Here is a 17,338-nt window from a genome sequence, read left to right on the forward strand (position 1 = left end):
AGCCACGTACAACATTGATCCGGACCGCGGGGTGTGCGCCGGGAGGAGGGCCGGATGCATTCGCAGGGCCGTATCGTTGCGTCTTTGCACGTTGCTGCTGTCGTGCTGACGGCTCTAATCTCCACCTCCTGCACGATGCGTCCGCTGCAAGGCGTGCTTGTCCCGAGCAGCGAGGCCGTTGAAGCGACCTCCCAGGTCCCGATCCTGATCGGAACGACGCGCACACGATCTAGCAGCGACCCCGGCGAGATGTTCGGCCGGGAACTGTCCAGCGAAATGGCTTTCGCCCAAGTCACGGTATCGATTCCACCGGATGGATCGCGCACGGCAGGTGAAATCCAGTGGCCCGTGTCGCCTCCCGGAGATCCCCGCAGGGACTTCGTCACAGCATCGGCGGGCTATCTCGATCGCGCCGAATTCAACGTTGCCATGACCAACGCGGCAAAGACTGGGCATCGCAACAAGGCGATGGTGTTCGTTCATGGCTTCAATAACCGTTTCGACGATGCGGTGTATCGCTACGCTCAGTTCGTTCATGACGGCCGGCTGCCGGTGATTCCCATCCTGTTCTCGTGGCCATCACAGGGCGCAGGAAATCTCGGCTCCTATGAGTACGACCGCAAGGTCGCGGGGCAATCGGGCGCGGCGCTGACTGCGCTGATCGACACCGTGAACGCCAATCCCGCAATCAAGGAGATCACTTTCGTTTGCCATTCGATGGGCTGCCTGGTGACGCTCGATGCGTTGCGGAGCAGGGCCCCTCGAGGGCCGGTCTCGAAGCTGAAGAGCGTCGCGCTGGTCGCGCCCGACATCGGGTTCGACGAGTTCATCAGCGCGGTTGGGACGCCGGGGCCCCGGCGTCCCCGTATCGGACTGTTCCTGTCGCAGGACGATATCGCTCTCAAACTATCGAAGTCGCTTGCGGGAGGGATAGCCCGTCTCGGCGACATCAATCCGCAGGACGAGCCCTACAAAAGCGCGCTGGCGCAGCAGAAGATCCTGGTGTTCGACCTCACGCATCTCGGCGGCGACGACGCGCACTCCAGAGCCTTCGACGACGTGAGTTCCGTCATGGGCATGATCAAGCAGAGGCTCGCACAGGGCCAGCAACTCGGCGAGGACGCGTCGCGAACGGCCTCCCGTTAGCGCGGGCGCGCTCGGCCCGGTCGCCCAGGCGCTAGAGCGTCACTGGACTTGGCAACAGCGGAACACGCCGCGTCATGGCTTCCGATGTTCGAGGAATTCCTTCACCGGCGCGACGAAGGGGTGCATGAACTGGCCGAGCATGCCGCCCGGGATCGGCTTCACCGTGCCGTAGTTGACCGGCCAGCGGTCTTTGGGCAGGTGCCAGGTTCTACCCAGCATATCGAACAGCGGCGTGTGTGCCCCATAGTTCTTGTCGATGGCCTCGGCGTCCGACGCGTGGTGCCAGTGATGGAATTGCGGCGTGACGATCACGTACCGCAGCCAGCCGACATCCATCTTGATGTTTGAATGGATCAGCACCGATTGCACAGAGATGAAAACGAGATATGCGAAGATCGTGTCTTGCGGAAATCCGAGCAGGAAGATCGGCACCAGCACCAGGGCGCGCGTTGCCAATGGCTCGAAGAAATGGAGGCGCGATCCCGAGAGCCAGTCCATGTGTTCGGGCGAATGATGGACCGCATGGATTCGCCACAACCACGGCACCTCGTGATAGGCGCGGTGTGAGATGTATTCGACTGCGTCGGCCGCCAGGATCACCAGCACGAAGCGGACGATCGCGGGCAGGGCCACGACATGCGCCTGCAGCCACGGGCTGATCGCCCAGGCGAAATAGTCATGGGCAAAATGGGTCGAGACCACCAGGAAGATGCCGATCAGCAGGTGGTTGACGCCGAAATAGGCGAGATCGAGTCTCCAGCCGGGGCTGAGCGGCCCTTGCTCAGGCCGCACCCGTGGAAAGATCCACTCGAGCAGCACGAATGCCGCGCCGGTGAAGAAGAGATCGAGCACCAGCCAGTCGAGACCGAGATAGAAGCGCGGCTGGAGAAAATCCGGAGTCGGCACATAGGGCCCGCCGAGCAGCGTGGCGAGGAAAAGCGCGCTGAGGCCGATCGTTGCGCTCACCCGCGGGCCGCCAAGTATGATCCCGATGACACCGAGCCAGGCACCGACGACCATGGCGATCGCGAGGGTGAGGCGGAGTAGCTCGACGTCGTAATGGACGCGCAGCTCAGGCGTCGTGAGAAAAGCGGGATAGCGCAGGCATAGGACTGCAGCGACACTGAGCACGCCGATCGCGGCGCAGAGAGAACTGCCGATGCGCCCTTCGCCGATGCGCGGCCTCGAACTTTCTTGAGCCATCAACGGTCTCCCGACAAAGTTTCTCAAGCGCGTCAGCATAGCCGCGCGAGAGTTTTCTCAAATACAACGGCTAGGTTATGTAGATGGCCGATAAAAGTTAAAATTGCCAGAAGTCAAAAGCCCGATTTGGGGACATCAGCGGAGATTTGTTTATTGCGTAGACGAGCACTCAGGATGGCTCGTCAGCTGCGCTTCTTCGGAATATCAGTTGTCCACGGCGCTTCAGTCACAGGGTCTTAAGGTCGCTGCCGGGGACCCTGCAGCGGCAGCGGTTGATCGCCGAGCATGCCATTGATGATCACGGCGCGTGCCGTGTCGAGGTTAACGCCGTGCCGTTTGATCAGGTCTGAGGCATCAGAAATGATCGCGTCGACATCTTGTTTGATCTTCATCGTCTTGTAGTGGTCGTCCTGGTGCAGCCCCATGCTGGCGCCGACGATGTCCAGGATATTGAGGATATGGAAGGGCCAGTCGCGTTGATGCGCACACAGTTCGCGGTGGTCGGTATGGTAGACCGAGACAAGCACGTCGACGCCGGCTTGCGCGGCCAGCTCCAGTTCTTTCAGTTGCAGTTCCTTTTGATACGCCGGCAGCACCGCAAGGCTGTTGCTCTGTAACCCGACCGCCGGAACGTCGAGCCTGACCACCGTGACGCCCGGAACCGCGCGCAACAACGCTTCCGCGGCTTCGGCGACGCCGGGCACGCCCGGGTGCCGATGCAACGCGACCTTAAGCTCGATACGGCTTTTCAGCAGCGGTTGCAATATGTCGATCCTGCCATGCAGGAATCGCACGAATGGCGTCAGGTCGATCGGCTTCTCTCCCGTCGCGCGTTCGAACGTCGGCAGCATGTTCTCGGTGATCTGCACGAAGCAGCTCGGACACCACGTCAGCACTTCGCCCGTCTTCGACTGTGCCAGCTTGTTGATGGTGTTGCCGGCAAAGCGCGACAACGTCTCGACATCGCCGGCGCGCAGCTGGTGGATCCCGCAACAGTGCGTCGGGCCTCCCATGACCCTGTAGTCGATGCCAAGCACGTCCATGATATCGAGGCACAGCAGCGCGAGATGCGGTGTCCTCAGCACATTGCAGCCGGTGTAGAACACGACATCGGGCAACGCGACGCGCGGCGGCTCTTTCGCCGGGCGTTGCCCGAGCCGGATCAGCGCCTCCTCGGAGAGCTGAAGCTGCGACAGGACGGTGACCTCCTGACTCAGCTTCCTGAAGGTATCGACACCGCGCTTGCGCCGCGCTGCCGGCTCGCTCGCCTTGCGGGCCAGCGCGAGCCGAGCCATCACCAGAAGGAAGCGCGGATTGACGCCATAGTCGCACGCTTTGATGCATGCGCCGCTGAGCGTGCAGGATCTGGCCCACGTCTCGGCCTCGGCCGTTCCGTCACCAAGCCTGAGAATGTCGAGTACGCCGGCGACTGTTGCGGACGGATCCGCCGCCGCCAGTCCAGCCGGTGCGGTGATCGGGCACGCCGCAAAGCAGGCGCCGCACCTGGTGCAGGCGTCGAGCATCCCGTCGACACGCGCCGACAGCGCGTCCTCGAAACCGGTGGTCTGCATGCATGACAGCATAACTCACACCGTGAAAAAATGAAACGCGTCCTCCGCCCGACGGCTTGCTGCTCTGGCAACTCGGGGTCTCGATCTTCCAGGTCTGCTGCGGGTCAAAACCGGCAATACGCTGACTCAGCGGACACCAATTTCTACGCCGGCGTCACGGGACCGGTACGCAGCAACGAGACGCTGATCGAGATGATCTACGAGGCACATATCAAGCCGGGCTGGCTGATCGCGCCGTACTTCCAATACGTTTTCAGGCCGTCCGGCGGTATCGCCGACCCGAACGATCCGACCGGCGTATCGCGGATCGGTGACGCCGCCGTGTTCGGCGTCACCACCACGATCAGGTACTAGGCCATCGCGGGTTTTGTCTGCGGCTTTGGTTGCCGCGACAACGCCAGCACGATCAGCGAGGCGAACACGCAGAGCGCGCCGGCGATGAAGAAGGCAGGCAAATAGCTCTGCAGCAGCGTCCGCGACAGGCCCGCGCCGAAGGCAGCCGTGCCGGCGCCGAGCTGGTGGCCGGCAAAGATCCAGCCGAACACCAGATTGGCGCGCTCGGGTCCGAACTTCTGCGCGGTCAGCCGCACAGTCGGCGGCACGGTCGCGATCCAGTCGAGGCCGTAGAACATCGCGAAGATCGACAGGCCGTAGAACGAGAAGTCGCTGAACGGCAGGAAGATCAGCGAGAGTCCGCGCAATCCGTAGTACCAGAACAGGAGATAGCGGTTGTCATAGCGGTCCGACAGCCAGCCGGACATGATGGTGCCGAAGAAGTCGAAGATGCCCATCGCGGCCAGCAGGCTCGCCGCCTGCACCTGCGGGATGCCGAAATCGAGGCACATCGGAATCAGGTGGACTTGCACGAGCCCGTTGGTCGAGGCGCCGCAGACGAAGAAGGTCGCAAACAGGATCCAGAACGCGCGCGACTTCGAGGCGTCACGCAACGTGCCCAGTGCAACGGCCGTGATCGAGCCATGGCTCACGGGCGGTGCGGGCAGAGGCTCGGTGCCTTCGTCGCCGAACGGACGCAAGCCCAGATCGCTCGGGCGGTCGCACATCGCAAGCGCCACGGCGGCCGCGGACACGCCGAGCATGATGCAGACGAAGCCGAGCGCGAGGCGCCAGCCGTAACGTTCGGTGAGGCTTGCAAGCAGCGGGAGGAACACGAGCTGGCCGGTGGCGACGCTCGCAGTCATGACGCCGATGACGAGGCCGCGCCGCGCCGCGAACCAGCGCGTCGCGATGGTGGCGCCCAGCACCAGCGCGGTCATGCCGGTGCCGATGCCGATCACCACGCCCCACAGCGCCACGAGCTGCCAGACCTGCGTCATGCCGAGCGAGGCCACCAGCGCCGAAACGACGATGAGTTGCGCAGTCAGCGTGACGTTGCGCAGGCCGTAGCGATTGAGGAGGGCGGCTGCGAACGGCGCCATCAGCCCGAACAGGATGAAGCGGATCGAGAGCGCGGAGGAGATCTCAGCCGTGCTCCAGCCGAACTCCTTCTGAAGCGGAACGATGAACACGCCGGGTGCGCCCACCGTGCCGGCGCTGATCAGCGCAGCAAAGAAGGTCACGCCGACCATCACCCAGCCGTAATGAATGTTGCGACGGCCAAGCGCGGCCGAGAGCCAGTTCGAGATCATTGCCCCTCAATCCAGGTTGGCGGGCTCCTGGACACCCGCGTCATTGTTGCAGTCTGTCATGAGAGAGGGAAGTCTGAAATGCCAGACTTCCCTCATTTTCGGACTTGAGCGCGTCAGTGCGCGAGACGCTCCACCGCGATCGCCGTGGCTTCGCCGCCGCCGATGCAGAGCGCCGCAACGCCGCGCTTGAGATTGTTGGCCTCGAGCGCATGCAGCAGCGTCACGATCAGTCGCGCGCCGGTGGCACCGATGGGATGGCCGAGCGCGCAGGCGCCGCCATTGATGTTGAGCTTGTCGCGCAGGATGCCGAGATCGCGCTGCGCCGCCATCGCCACCACGGCAAAGGCCTCGTTGATTTCAAAGAGATCGACATCGCCTGCACTCCAGCCGACCTTGTCCAGCAACTTGCGGATCGCCGGGATCGGCGCGGTGGTGAACCATTGCGGCTCCTGGCTGTGGGTGGCGTGGCCCTTGATCTCGGCGATGGCAGGCAGGCCGTTGCGATCGGCGAGCGAGCGCTTCGTCAGCACCAGCGCAGCGGCGCCGTCGGCGTTGGCGGAGGAGGCGGCTGGCGTGATGGTGCCGTTGGCACGGAACGCCGGCCTCAGTCCGGGAATTTTTGCGGGATCTACTTTCAGCGGATGCTCGTCATTGGCGATCATGCGAGGGCCCGCCTTTTCGGTCAGCGTGATCGGCGCGATCTCGGCCTTGAAGGCGCCGCCCTCGACAGCCTTGCGCGCGCGGCTCAGCGTCTCCATCGCATAGGCATCCTGGTCCTTGCGGGTGAACTGATAGGCCTCCGCGGTGGCTTCGCCGAAATCGCCCATGGAGCGGCCGGTCTCGTAGGCATCCTCGAGGCCGTCCATCATCATGTGGTCGATGATGCGGTCGTGACCAGCGCGATAGCCGCCGCGCGCCTTCGCCAGCAGATACGGCGCGTTGCTCATACTCTCCATGCCGCCGGAGACGACGATCCCGGCCGAGCCTGCACGGATGACGTCGTGCGCCAGCATGGTCGCCTTCATGCCGGAGCCGCAGACCTTGTTGACGGTGGTCGCGCCGGTCGCATCTGGCAGGCCAGCGCTACGTGCGGCCTGGCGCGCCGGTGCCTGGCCTTGGCCGGCCGGCAGCACGCAGCCCATGAAGACTTCGTCGACCTTTTCGGGCGCGAGCTTGGCGCGGTCCAGCGCCGCGTTGATCACATGCGATCCGAGCTTGTGCGCAGGAAGCGGCGACAATTCGCCCATGAAGCGGCCGAGCGGGGTGCGGGCGGCTGAGACGATGACGACGGGATCGGCGGCTTCGGCCATGACAAACTCCGTGCGATGACTGTTGGATTACGACCATCATATGATGCGGCGCAAAAAAAGCAACCGCGCCCGGCATGAGAAATTGTCGTGGTTCGGATGAGATTTGGTCGTTCGAGGGCTACCGCTTCCTGTTCACGAACGACTGCATCAGCCGCGTCGGCTCGTCCGTCAGGAACGACTGGCCGAACACCTTGACGCTCAGGTTCACCGACTCCGTCAGGGGCAGTTCCTCCCATTGCCGAAGCAGCGCCTTCTGCGAGCGCAGCGCCTCCGGGCCGCATTCGAGCAACGCGGTCACGAGGTGCTCGATCTCGGCATCCAGTCCGCCGGCCGCCGCCACCTTGTCGATCAGGCCCCAGGCCAGCGCCGTCGGCGCGTCGATGTTTTCCGCCGTCATCACCAGCCAGCGCGCGCGGGCCCAGCCGATCAGGCGCGGCAACAGCGCGGCGTGGATCACCGAGGGGATGCCGACGCGTACCTCCGGCATGCCGAAATGCGCGTCGTGCGCAGCGACCCGGAAGTCGCAGGCCGCTGCGACTTCGAGCCCGCCGCCGAGGCACCAGCCAGGCATGCGTGCGATGATAGGAGCGGGGAATTGGCGCACGGCCTCGCAGAGATCGCGCAGGCGGCTGATGAAGGCCTCGGCCGACTTCTGGTCGAGCTTGGCCATCTCCTTGATGTCGGCGCCGCCGATCATGCTCTTCTCGCTCTGGCCGCGCAGAACCACAACGCGGATGCTGCGGTCGGTGGCGAGCTTTTGCAGCCCCTCGCGGACCGCGTCGGTCACGGGCGAGCCCAGAATATTCAACGAGCCGGCGTTGCAAATGGTGACATGAACGACGCCACGCGCATCGCGCGTGACGCCGCAGTGATTGTTGAGCATTTCCATCGTGAGATCCCGAAGGTTTGGTGGACGTGCGCCACAGCGCTGATCGGGATGACTTCCGGGCCGAAACACCTCTCTTGTCAAGCGGGTGGGGACGGAGTTGTCAGCGCGAAGTCCGTGGCATAGTATGATATCAATCATACAAAGAGGTGGCCGATGACTGAAGCCGATCAACTCGACCTGTTTTCACCTGCGCAGCGGCGCGAGCGCGTGGTGGACTGGCAGGTCCCGGCGCCGGTTGCGAAGGTGGCCATGGGCCTGTCTGGCATGGATGCCATGCTTGGCATCCGCGACGGCCGGCTGCCACCGCCCCCTTTCGCAAAACTGATCGGGTTTACGGTCGGCGTGGTGGAGCCGGGGCGGATCGTCATGGAACTGGAGCCGCGCGAAGATCTCGAAAATACCATCGGCCTTCTGCATGGCGCGACCGCCGCCGCGCTTCTCGACACCGCCATGGGCTGCGCGATTTCGACGCGGCTGGATGCCGGGCAGTCGTCGGTGACGCTCGATTTGAAGATGACCTTCCTGCGTCCGCTCTCGGTCCGGTCGGGGCTGATCTCGGCCGAAGGCAAGGTGATCAAGCTCGGGCGCCAGACCAGCTACGCCGAAGGTTTTGTGCGCGACGGCAAGGGGGCCCTCGCAGTCCATGCAACTGCAACCTTTTCCATGATCGGCAACATCTTTACCGGGAATTAATGCGCCGTTTGGCCGATATCCGTGTTATTAAATGACTTCTGACATCCAATGAGAGCCGCATGCGCTATTCTCGGGAACACAAGCAGGAAACCCACGACCGCATCGTCAAGAAGGCGTCCGTGCGGTTGCGCGAAAAAGGTGCCCACGGCATTGGCGTCGCCGACCTCATGAAGGAGGCGGGCCTGACCCATGGGGGGTTCTACGCGCATTTCGATTCCCGCGAGGCATTGGTGATCGAGGCCTTCGGCTACGCCATGGACCGCTCGATGGAGCATTGGCGCAAGCAGTCCGATCAGGTCGCGCCCGAGAAGCAGTTCGCCCAGATCGTCGAGACCTATCTCTCGGCGCTCCATCGCGACAATCCCGGTCATGGCTGCTCGATCCCCGCGCTCGGTGCGGAGATCGCCCGCGAAAGCCCGAAGACGCGAAAGGCTTTTGCCGGCAAGCTCGACGAGATGGTCGAGATGATGACCGATCTCATTCCGAATATGCCGCGCAAGGCCGCGCGCAAGCAGGCGATCGGGACACTGGCCACGATGGCCGGCACCATGCTGCTGGCGCGCATTGCCGGCTCCAGCGAACTGTCGGACGAGGTGTTGAAGGCAGGCAAGGACAGCGCACTGGAGGGGGCCAAGCGGGAGCCCAAGCCGACCGCGGTGAAAAAGGCGAAGCAGAATTAGGTGCCGTTGAACGTGCAGGATGGGTTAGCGCAGCGTAACCCACCACTGTCTTTGTCCGGCGACAGAAGTGGCAGGTTATGCCAAGCGGTCTGCGCTTTGCGCAGTCCGCAGGGCTAACAGACCCTACGAAACCCGCCCCGCAAACAGCGCCCGCTCGCGCTCCACGATTTCGCCGATGTAATCCGCGACCGCCCGGATCCGTGCGAGATCCTTGCTGTCTGCATGCATCAGCATCCAGAACGTCCTGGTGATCGAAACCTCGTCGGGCAGCACCGCCACAAGCTGCGGATAGTCGCTCGCCATGAAGTGCGGCAGCACGGCGATGCCGAAACCTGCGAGTGTGGCGTTGAGCTGCGCGATCAGATTGGCGCTCCTCAATCGCGCTGAAATCCGTGGCGACACCTGGGGCAAATAATCGAGTTCCGGCGTGAACAGGAGTTCCTCGATGTAACCGACGAAGCGGTGCTGCGGCAGCATTTCGCGTGCAGTGATATCAGGGAAGCGGTCGAGATAGGCCGGCGAAGCATAGAGCCCAAGGCGGTAATCCAGCAGCTTTCGCCCGACGATGCGGCCTTCCTTCGGCATGGTCAGGCTGATCGCGATATCGGCCTCGCGCTTGGAGAGACTGAACAGCCGCGCGGTTGCCACAAGTTGCAGATCGAGGTCGGGGTAGCGGTCGGCGAAGGGGGCCAGCCGTGGCGCCAGGAAGGACGTGCCGAAGCCGTCGGGCGCGCCGATCCGTACAGTGCCGGTCAGCCGGGCCACCGAGCCGCCGACCTGCTCCTGGTTGGCGACGATGGTGGATTCCATGGTTTCCGCGCTGTCGGCGACGCGCTGGCCGGCCTCGGTGAGGAGGTAGCCGGTCTTGCGCCGATCAAACAGCTTTGCCGAAAGGTGCCTTTCAAGCCGGTCGACGCGGCGGATCACGGTGGCATGGTCGACGCCGAGCTGTTTTGCCGCAGCCGACACCGAGCCGCCCCGCACGATGGCGAGCACGAAGCGGAAGTCGTCCCAGTCGATAGCGCCTTGATCCAGCATTTTCGCACATCTATGGTGCATTATCTCAGACTTGAATCCCAATAAATGCAGGTCGATAGGATTTGTCAAAGCGTTCAAGCTCGGCCTCAAGGAGATCATTCCATGCGTTCAGTCGGACATTTCATCGGTGGCAAGGAAGTCAAGGGCACGTCGGGCCGGACGGCAGACGTCTTCGAGCCGATGACGGGTGACGTCCAGGCCAAGGTCGCGCTGGCGTCCAAGGCCGAAGTCCGCGCCGCGGTGGAAAACGCCCGCAACGCGCAGCCTGAATGGGGCAACACCAATCCGCAGCGCCGCGGCCGCATCATGATGAAGTTCCTGGAGCTGGTGCAGCGCGACTATGACAAGCTCGCCGATATCCTGGCGCGCGAGCATGGCAAGACGGTGCCGGACGCCAAGGGCGACATCCAGCGCGGCCTCGAGGTCGTGGAGTTCGCCTGCGGCATCCCGCATCTGATGAAAGGCGAATACACCGAGGGCGCGGGTCCCGGTATCGACGTCTATTCGTTGCGCCAGCCGCTCGGCGTCGTCGCCGGTATCACGCCGTTCAATTTCCCGGCGATGATCCCGATGTGGAAGTTCGCGCCGGCGATCGCCTGCGGCAACGCCTTCATCCTCAAGCCGTCCGAGCGCGATCCCGGCGTGCCGATGAAGCTTGCCGAACTGATGATCGAGGCAGGGCTGCCGGCCGGCATCCTCAACGTCGTCAACGGCGACAAGGAAGCGGTCGACGCCATCCTCGACGATCCCGATATCAAGGCCGTCGGTTTCGTCGGCTCGACGCCGATCGCGCAGTATATCTACGAGCGCGCCGCCCAGACCGGCAAGCGTTGCCAGTGCTTCGGTGGCGCCAAGAACCACGCCATCATCATGCCCGACGCCGACATGGACCAGGCCGTCGACGCGCTGATCGGCGCGGGCTACGGCTCGGCCGGTGAGCGCTGCATGGCGGTTTCCGTTGCCGTTCCGGTCGGCAAGACCACCGCCGATCGCTTGATGGAAAAGCTGATCCCGCGCGTCGAGAGCCTCAAGATCGGCACCTCGATCGATCCGTCGGCTGATTACGGTCCGCTGGTCACGCGCGAGGCGGTCGAGAAGGTCAAGAGCTACATCGACATCGGCATCAAGGAAGGCGCGACCCTCGCCGTCGACGGCCGTGGCTTCAAGATGCAGGGCTACGAGAAGGGTTTCTATCTCGGCGGTTCGCTGTTCGATAACGTCACCAAGGACATGCGGATCTACAAGGAAGAGATCTTCGGCCCGGTGCTCTCGGTCGTGCGCGCGCATGACTACAAGGAAGCCCTGGCCTTGCCGTCCGATCATGACTACGGCAACGGCGTCGCCATCTTCACACGCGACGGCGACGCCGCGCGTGACTTCGCAGCCAAGGTCAATGTCGGCATGGTCGGCGTCAACGTGCCGATCCCGGTGCCGATCGCCTATTACACCTTCGGCGGCTGGAAGAAGTCGGGATTCGGCGATCTCAACCAGCATGGCCCGGACTCGATCCGCTTCTACACCAAGACCAAGACGGTGACCTCGCGCTGGCCGTCCGGCGTCAAGGAAGGCGCGGAGTTCTCGATCCCGACGATGAAGTAATCCTTCCAGGGGCGAGGCGCGATGCAGTTCGCTCTGAACGAGGATCAGGTCGCGGTTCGCGACATGGCATTGGCGTTTGCGGCGGAGAAGATCGCGCCGCACGCGCTACGCTGGGACGAGGAGAAGCATTTTCCCGTCGACGTGATGCGCGAGGCCGCAACGCTCGGCATGGGCGGCATCTACATCCGCGAGGATGTCGGCGGCTCTGCCATGACGCGGTTCGACGCGGCGCTGATTTTCGAGGCGCTGGCGACGGGCTGCCCGACGACGTCGGCCTTCATCTCAATCCACAACATGGCGAGCTGGATGATCGATGCCTTCGGCAACGACACCCAGCGCAACAAATGGTTGCCGAAACTCTGTTCGATGGAGCTGATCGCGAGCTACTGCCTGACGGAGCCGGGCGCAGGCTCCGACGCGGCAGCATTGCGCACCCGCGCGGTGCTCGACGGCGATCATTACGTCCTCAACGGCCAGAAGCAGTTCATCTCCGGCGCAGGCGGCACCGATCTGCTGGTCGCGATGGTGCGCACCGGCGGCGACGGTCCCGGCGGCATCTCGACTTTCGTCATCGACGGCAAGGCGCCGGGCGTCTCCTTCGGCGCCAATGAGCGCAAGATGGGCTGGAATGCGCAGCCGACCCGCGCCGTGATGTTCGAGAACGCCCGCGTGCCTGTTGCCAACAGGCTGGGCGAAGAGGGTGTCGGCTTCAAGATCGCGATGGCCGGTCTCGACGGCGGCCGGCTCAATATCACGGCATGTTCTCTTGGTGGTGCCCAAACTGCGCTCGACAAGGCGCGCGCCTACATGAAGGAGCGCAAGGCCTTTGGAAAGCGCCTCGACGAATTCCAGGCCCTGCAGTTCCGTCTCGCCGACATGGCGATCGAGCTGGAAGCCGCGCGCACCTTCCTGTGGCGCGCCGCGGCGGCGCTCGACCGGAAGGATCCTGACGCCACCATGCTGTGCGCGATGGCAAAGCGCTTCGGCACGGATGTCGGCTTCGAGGTCGCCAACCACGCGTTGCAGCTTCACGGCGGCTACGGCTACCTCAGCGAATACGGCATCGAGAAGATCGTGCGCGATCTGCGTGTGCACCAAATTCTCGAGGGTACCAATGAAATCATGCGGCTCATCGTGGCGCGCAAACTGATCGAGGGCGCGCGATGAGTTCGGTGGAAGAGGACGATCTGATCGTTCGCCGCGAGGGCGCGGCGGGCGTGATCCGGCTCAACCGGCCCAAGGCGATCAACGCCATGACGCTGGAGATGTCCGAGGGCATCGACGCGGCACTCGACCGTTTCGAGACCGATCCTGAAGTCGCGGTAATCATCCTGGAAGGCGCCGGCGAACGCGGTCTCTGCGCCGGCGGCGACATCCGCGGCCTGTGGGAGAGTTCGCGCGAAGGCGGCGATCTAGGCGCGCGGTTCTGGCGCCAGGAATACGTCATGAATGCGCGGATCGCGAAATACCCGAAGCCCTACGTCGCGTTCATGGACGGGCTGGTGATGGGCGGCGGTGTCGGGCTGTCCGGCCATGCAAGCCATCGTGTCGTCACCGATCGCACCAAGCTGGCGATGCCCGAGGTCGGGCTCGGCTTCTTCCCTGACGTCGGGGGCACCTGGCTGCTGTCGCGCTCGCCGGGCGAGATCGGCACCTATTTCGGCCTGACCGGCCAGACCATGAACGGGCCGGATGCGATCCATGCCAAGTTCGCGGATGCCGTGGTGCCGGCTGCAAAGTGGCCGGGGCTGCGCGAGGCGCTGACCAAGGCTCGTCAGGGCGTAACGGCGGCAGAGGTGAGCAAGCTCATCAATGGGTTTGCGACCGGCGATGCCGCAGGTCCGGTAGCGGCGAGGGAACCAACCATCGATGCCCTGTTCGGCTTCGACCGCATGGAAGACATTTTCGCGGCACTGAAGCGCGATGGCTCCGAATTCGCGCTGGCGACGCTGAAGACGCTCAACGAAAAATCACCGCGCGGCATGGTGGTGACGTTGAAGCTGTTGCGGCTCGCGCGAACTGCGTCGAGCCTGGAAGAATGTCTGGTGCGCGAATATCGGGCTGCCTGCGAAGTGTTTCGCAGCGACGATTTCCGCGAGGGCGTGCGCGCGGCCGTGATCGACAAGGATCGCAATCCGAGCTGGTCGCCGCCCCGGATCGAGGATGTGACGCCGCAAATGCTTGCGCCGTATCTCGCCGAGATCGGCGCTGACGAGTTGAAGTTCAACTAACAAATGGCGGAGGAAACGAAGATGGCCACGATCGCATTCATCGGTCTCGGCAACATGGGCGGGCCGATGGCGGCTAACCTCGTCAAGGCCGGCCACAAGGTGGTGGCGTTCGACCTCGTCGAAGCCTCCCGCAATCAGGCCAAGGCCGATGGCGCCGGCATTGCCGACAGCGCCGTGGCTGCGGTGAAGGGCGCCGATGTCGTCGTCACGATGCTCCCGGCCGGCAAGCATGTGCTCGGCGTGTGGAACGAGGTCGTGCCCGCCATGACCAAGGGCGCTCTGATCATCGACAGCTCCACCATCGACGTCGAGAGCGCGCGGCAGGCGCATGCGCTGGCCAGCAGGAGCGGCGTGCTTTCGGTCGATGCGCCGGTCTCCGGCGGCACCGGCGGCGCCAAGGGCGCGACGCTGACCTTCATGTGCGGCGGCGAGGAGAACGCGTTCGCGGCGGCCAAACCGGTGCTGGAGAAGATGGGCAAGAAGATCGTCCATTGCGGCGGCGCCGGTGCGGGGCAGGCGGCGAAGATCTGCAACAACATGATCCTCGGCATTTCCATGATCGCGGTCAGCGAAGCCTTCGCGCTCGGCGAGAAGCTCGGCCTTTCGCACCAGGCGCTGTTCGACGTCGCCTCGACCTCGTCGGGCCAGTGCTGGTCGCTGACGACCTATTGCCCGGTTCCGGGCCCGGTGCCGACCTCGCCGGCGAACAACGACTACAAGCCGGGCTTTGCCTCGGCGCTGATGGTGAAGGACCTGACCCTGGCGCAGGATGCGGCGAAGGCCGCGGGCGCGGCGACCCCGCTCGGCAAGCATGCGCAGGAGATCTATCAGTCTTTCGACGCAGCCGGGCAGGGCGGGGTGGATTTTTCCGGAATTATCAAGCACGTTAGGGGGCTAGCCGGGAAAGCTTGATGACGACATTTCAGGAAGCGCGCGCGTTTCTGCTGCACAACCGCACGGATTACGAGACAGCGGTCAGGGATTTTCGCTGGCCGGATCCTGTTCCCTTCAACTGGGCGCTCGACTGGTTCGACGCGCTCGCGAAGGATGCGGAGGCCAAGGACCGGCCCGCGCTCTGGATTGTCGATGCTGCGCAAGACAAGCAGACGAAGTTGTCCTTTGCGACGCTTTCGAAGCGCTCCAACCAGGTCGCCAACTTCCTGCGCGCGCAGGGCCTGAAGCGCGGCGATCATCTTCTGCTGCTGCTCGGCAATGTCGTTCCGTTGTGGGAGACGATGCTGGCGGCAATCAAGCTCGGTGTCGTCGTGATCCCCGCGACCACGCTGCTGACGGCCGAAGAGCTGCGCGACCGGCTTGATCGCGGCCGGGCGAAGGCGGTGGTGGCCGCGCAGGATCAGGTCGCGAAGTTTGCGAGCCTTGGCGTCGAGGGTATCGCACGTATCGCTGTGGGCGAGGCGTCCGATGGCTGGCTCGCTTATGAAGAGGCAGCGAAGGCGTCGGACAGTTTTACGCCAGACGGCCCCACCAACGCCGACGATCCGATGCTGCTCTATTTTACTTCGGGCACGACGGCGAAGCCGAAGCTCGTGCGGCACAGCCAGCGCAGCTATCCGGTCGGCCATCTCTCGACCATGTACTGGATCGGTCTCAAGCCCGGCGACATCCATCTCAACATTTCGTCGCCCGGCTGGGCCAAGCATGCCTGGAGCTGCTTCTTTGCACCGTGGAATGCGGGCGCAACTGTGTTCGTGGTCAATCAGCCGCGCTTCGATGCCAAGGGCCTGCTCGCCATCATCGGCCGCTGCGGCGTCACCACGCTGTGCGCGCCCCCCACCGTGTGGCGGTTGTTCATCCAGGAGAATCTTGCATCGTTCAAGATGAGTTTGCGTGAGGTCTGCGGCGCCGGTGAGCCGCTCAATCCTGAGGTGATCGACCAGGTGCAGACGGCCTGGGGCCTCACCATCCGCGACGGCTACGGCCAGACTGAAACCACCGCGCTTGCCGGCAACTCGCCGGGCCAGAAGATCAAGGTGGGCTCGATGGGCCGGCCGCTGCCGGGTTATCGCGTGCAGGTCAGCGATGCCGATGGCCATCCGGCCAAGGAGGGCGAGGTGGCGCTGTTGCTGGGCGCTGATCGTCCCGCCGGTCTGATGCAGGGCTATCAGGGCGACGATGGCAAGCTCTCCGGTGCCGAAGGCGAGATCTATCGTAGCGGCGACGTCGTATTCGAAGACGAGGATGGTTATCTCACCTTCGTCGGCCGCTCCGACGACGTTTTCAAATCCTCCGACTATCGCATCAGCCCGTTCGAGCTGGAGAGCGTGCTGCTCGAGCACGAGCTCGTTGCGGAAGCCGCTGTGGTGCCGAGCCCGGATCCGATCAGGCTCGCGATCCCCAAGGCGTTCGTGCTGCTGACGTCGGGCGCGGAGCGTTCACCGGAAGCCGCGCTCTCGATCTTCAAGCACCTGCACACGCGGCTTGCGCCGTTCAAGCGCATTCGGCGCCTCGAAATCGTCACCGAGTTGCCAAAGACGATCTCTGGCAAAATCCGCCGCGTGCAGCTACGACGGCTCGAACGCGACAATGATCGCGACGATCCGCTGCGCGGCCGGGAATTCCGTGAGGAGGATTTTCCGGAGCTGCCGAAAACAAGAAGTGAGACCTGACGCGATATGAACGAAATCTGGAAGAAGCCGCCGATCACGCGCGAGGCCTATCAGGCTCTGGTCGGTAAGGAGATCGGCGTGTCGTCCTGGCACCTGGTCGATCAGCCCCGCATCGATGCCTATGCCGACGTGATCGAAGACCACCAGTTCATCCATGTCGACCCTGAAAGGGCGAAGAAGGAGACCGATTTCGGTACCACCATCGCGCACGGTTTCCTGACGATGTCGCTGCTGTCGGTGATGTCTTACGAGGTTATGCCGGCAGTTGCGGGCGCCACGATGGGTGTGAACTACGGTTTCGACAAGCTGCGCTTCATTTCTCCTGTACGTTCGGGCAAGCGCGTCCGTGGCCGCTTCGTGCTGGCGGAAGCCAGGCTGCGCAAGCCCAACGAATTTCAGACCCGCACCAACGTCACCGTGGAGATCGAAGGCGAGGATAAGCCCGCGCTGGTCGCGGAGTGGCTCGGCCTGACCTACTTCGCCTGAAGCGGGGCCGCTGGCGCCGGACTTGACCCGGCCATGCATCGCTGCTCAAAAGCTGACGAATTTTCGCAGGTTCACCCTCTCCCCCTGTGGGAGAGGGTGGCTTCGCGGAACGCGAAGCCGGGTGAGGGGTCTCTCTCCGCGGATTCGCTAGCAGACATAACCCCTCATCCGGCGCTTCGCGCCACCTTCTCCCACAAGGGGAGAAGGAAGAAGAAGCAG

16 protein-coding genes are annotated in these 17,338 nt (G+C 63.8%); 10 read left to right on the plus strand and 6 right to left on the minus strand.

The window, feature by feature from the left end; translation table 11 throughout:
* Nucleotides 1–54: 54 nt before the first annotated feature.
* Nucleotides 55–1,146: an alpha/beta hydrolase gene (locus JQ631_RS06250; protein ID WP_212324845.1), complete on the plus strand. Its 1,092-nt coding sequence runs from the start codon at nucleotides 55–57 to the stop codon at nucleotides 1,144–1,146.
* Nucleotides 1,147–1,218: 72 nt separating this feature from the next.
* On the opposite strand, the gene JQ631_RS06255 is transcribed toward JQ631_RS06250, so the two are convergent.
* Entirely contained in the window at nucleotides 1,219–2,349 is a 1,131-nt protein-coding gene (locus JQ631_RS06255; RefSeq protein WP_212324846.1) for a sterol desaturase family protein, read from the minus strand.
* Between the two features lie 236 nt (nucleotides 2,350–2,585).
* Nucleotides 2,586–3,920, minus strand: coding sequence for a 4Fe-4S dicluster domain-containing protein (locus tag JQ631_RS06260; RefSeq protein WP_212324847.1), 1,335 nt, complete (start codon nucleotides 3,918–3,920; stop codon nucleotides 2,586–2,588).
* Between the two features lie 30 nt (nucleotides 3,921–3,950).
* Between JQ631_RS06260 and JQ631_RS32260 the strand changes: the two genes are divergently transcribed.
* Nucleotides 3,951–4,274: a carbohydrate porin gene (locus tag JQ631_RS32260; RefSeq protein WP_249160173.1), complete on the plus strand. Its 324-nt coding sequence runs from the start codon at nucleotides 3,951–3,953 to the stop codon at nucleotides 4,272–4,274.
* Here the strand turns inward: JQ631_RS32260 and JQ631_RS06270 are convergent.
* The 3 genes from JQ631_RS06270 to JQ631_RS06280 form a co-directional block, all read right to left on the minus strand.
* Nucleotides 4,271–5,566 (minus strand): MFS transporter, encoded by a 1,296-nt coding sequence (locus tag JQ631_RS06270; RefSeq protein WP_212324848.1) that lies wholly within the window; start codon nucleotides 5,564–5,566, stop codon nucleotides 4,271–4,273. The genes JQ631_RS32260 and JQ631_RS06270 overlap by 4 nt on opposite strands.
* A gap of 113 nt (nucleotides 5,567–5,679) precedes the next feature.
* The gene (locus JQ631_RS06275) at nucleotides 5,680–6,876 is read right to left on the minus strand and encodes an acetyl-CoA C-acyltransferase (protein WP_212324849.1); all 1,197 of its coding nucleotides are present in this window, start codon (nucleotides 6,874–6,876) and stop codon (nucleotides 5,680–5,682) included.
* 118 nt (nucleotides 6,877–6,994) lie between these two features.
* Nucleotides 6,995–7,765 (minus strand): enoyl-CoA hydratase, encoded by a 771-nt coding sequence (locus JQ631_RS06280; protein WP_212324851.1) that lies wholly within the window; start codon nucleotides 7,763–7,765, stop codon nucleotides 6,995–6,997.
* Between the two features lie 153 nt (nucleotides 7,766–7,918).
* Here JQ631_RS06280 and JQ631_RS06285 point away from each other — a divergent pair, with 153 nt between their 5' ends.
* The gene (locus JQ631_RS06285) at nucleotides 7,919–8,458 is read left to right on the plus strand and encodes a PaaI family thioesterase (RefSeq protein WP_212324852.1); all 540 of its coding nucleotides are present in this window, start codon (nucleotides 7,919–7,921) and stop codon (nucleotides 8,456–8,458) included.
* 59 nt (nucleotides 8,459–8,517) lie between these two features.
* A complete protein-coding gene (locus JQ631_RS06290; RefSeq protein WP_212324853.1) occupies nucleotides 8,518–9,138 on the plus strand; it encodes a TetR/AcrR family transcriptional regulator in 621 nt (206 codons plus the stop codon).
* Nucleotides 9,139–9,261: 123 nt separating this feature from the next.
* Here the strand turns inward: JQ631_RS06290 and JQ631_RS06295 are convergent, their stop codons facing one another.
* A complete protein-coding gene (locus JQ631_RS06295) occupies nucleotides 9,262–10,176 on the minus strand; it encodes a LysR family transcriptional regulator (protein ID WP_212324854.1) in 915 nt (304 codons plus the stop codon).
* Between the two features lie 102 nt (nucleotides 10,177–10,278).
* Between JQ631_RS06295 and JQ631_RS06300 the strand changes: the two genes are divergently transcribed.
* From JQ631_RS06300 to JQ631_RS06325, 6 genes are read left to right on the plus strand one after another with little or no spacing between them, the layout of a single operon-like run.
* Nucleotides 10,279–11,775: a CoA-acylating methylmalonate-semialdehyde dehydrogenase gene (locus JQ631_RS06300; RefSeq protein WP_212324855.1), complete on the plus strand. Its 1,497-nt coding sequence runs from the start codon at nucleotides 10,279–10,281 to the stop codon at nucleotides 11,773–11,775.
* Between the two features lie 21 nt (nucleotides 11,776–11,796).
* The gene (locus JQ631_RS06305; RefSeq protein WP_212324856.1) at nucleotides 11,797–12,942 is read left to right on the plus strand and encodes an isobutyryl-CoA dehydrogenase; all 1,146 of its coding nucleotides are present in this window, start codon (nucleotides 11,797–11,799) and stop codon (nucleotides 12,940–12,942) included.
* The gene (locus JQ631_RS06310) at nucleotides 12,939–14,006 is read left to right on the plus strand and encodes an enoyl-CoA hydratase/isomerase family protein (RefSeq protein WP_212324858.1); all 1,068 of its coding nucleotides are present in this window, start codon (nucleotides 12,939–12,941) and stop codon (nucleotides 14,004–14,006) included. The genes JQ631_RS06305 and JQ631_RS06310 overlap by 4 nt, the downstream gene beginning before the upstream one ends.
* 21 nt (nucleotides 14,007–14,027) lie before the next feature.
* Nucleotides 14,028–14,918 carry a 3-hydroxyisobutyrate dehydrogenase gene (gene mmsB / locus JQ631_RS06315; protein WP_212324861.1) on the plus strand — a complete coding sequence of 297 codons (891 nt, stop codon included), beginning with the start codon at nucleotides 14,028–14,030 and terminating at the stop codon, nucleotides 14,916–14,918.
* Nucleotides 14,918–16,633, plus strand: coding sequence for an AMP-binding protein (locus tag JQ631_RS06320; RefSeq protein ID WP_212324863.1), 1,716 nt, complete (start codon nucleotides 14,918–14,920; stop codon nucleotides 16,631–16,633). The genes mmsB and JQ631_RS06320 overlap by 1 nt, the downstream gene beginning before the upstream one ends.
* A gap of 6 nt (nucleotides 16,634–16,639) precedes the next feature.
* Nucleotides 16,640–17,119 (plus strand): MaoC family dehydratase, encoded by a 480-nt coding sequence (locus JQ631_RS06325; RefSeq protein WP_212324866.1) that lies wholly within the window; start codon nucleotides 16,640–16,642, stop codon nucleotides 17,117–17,119.
* Nucleotides 17,120–17,338: the final 219 nt, after the last annotated feature.

The organism is Bradyrhizobium manausense (assembly GCF_018131105.1).
In the GTDB taxonomy this organism is placed as follows: Bacteria; Pseudomonadota; Alphaproteobacteria; order Rhizobiales; family Xanthobacteraceae; genus Bradyrhizobium; species Bradyrhizobium manausense_B.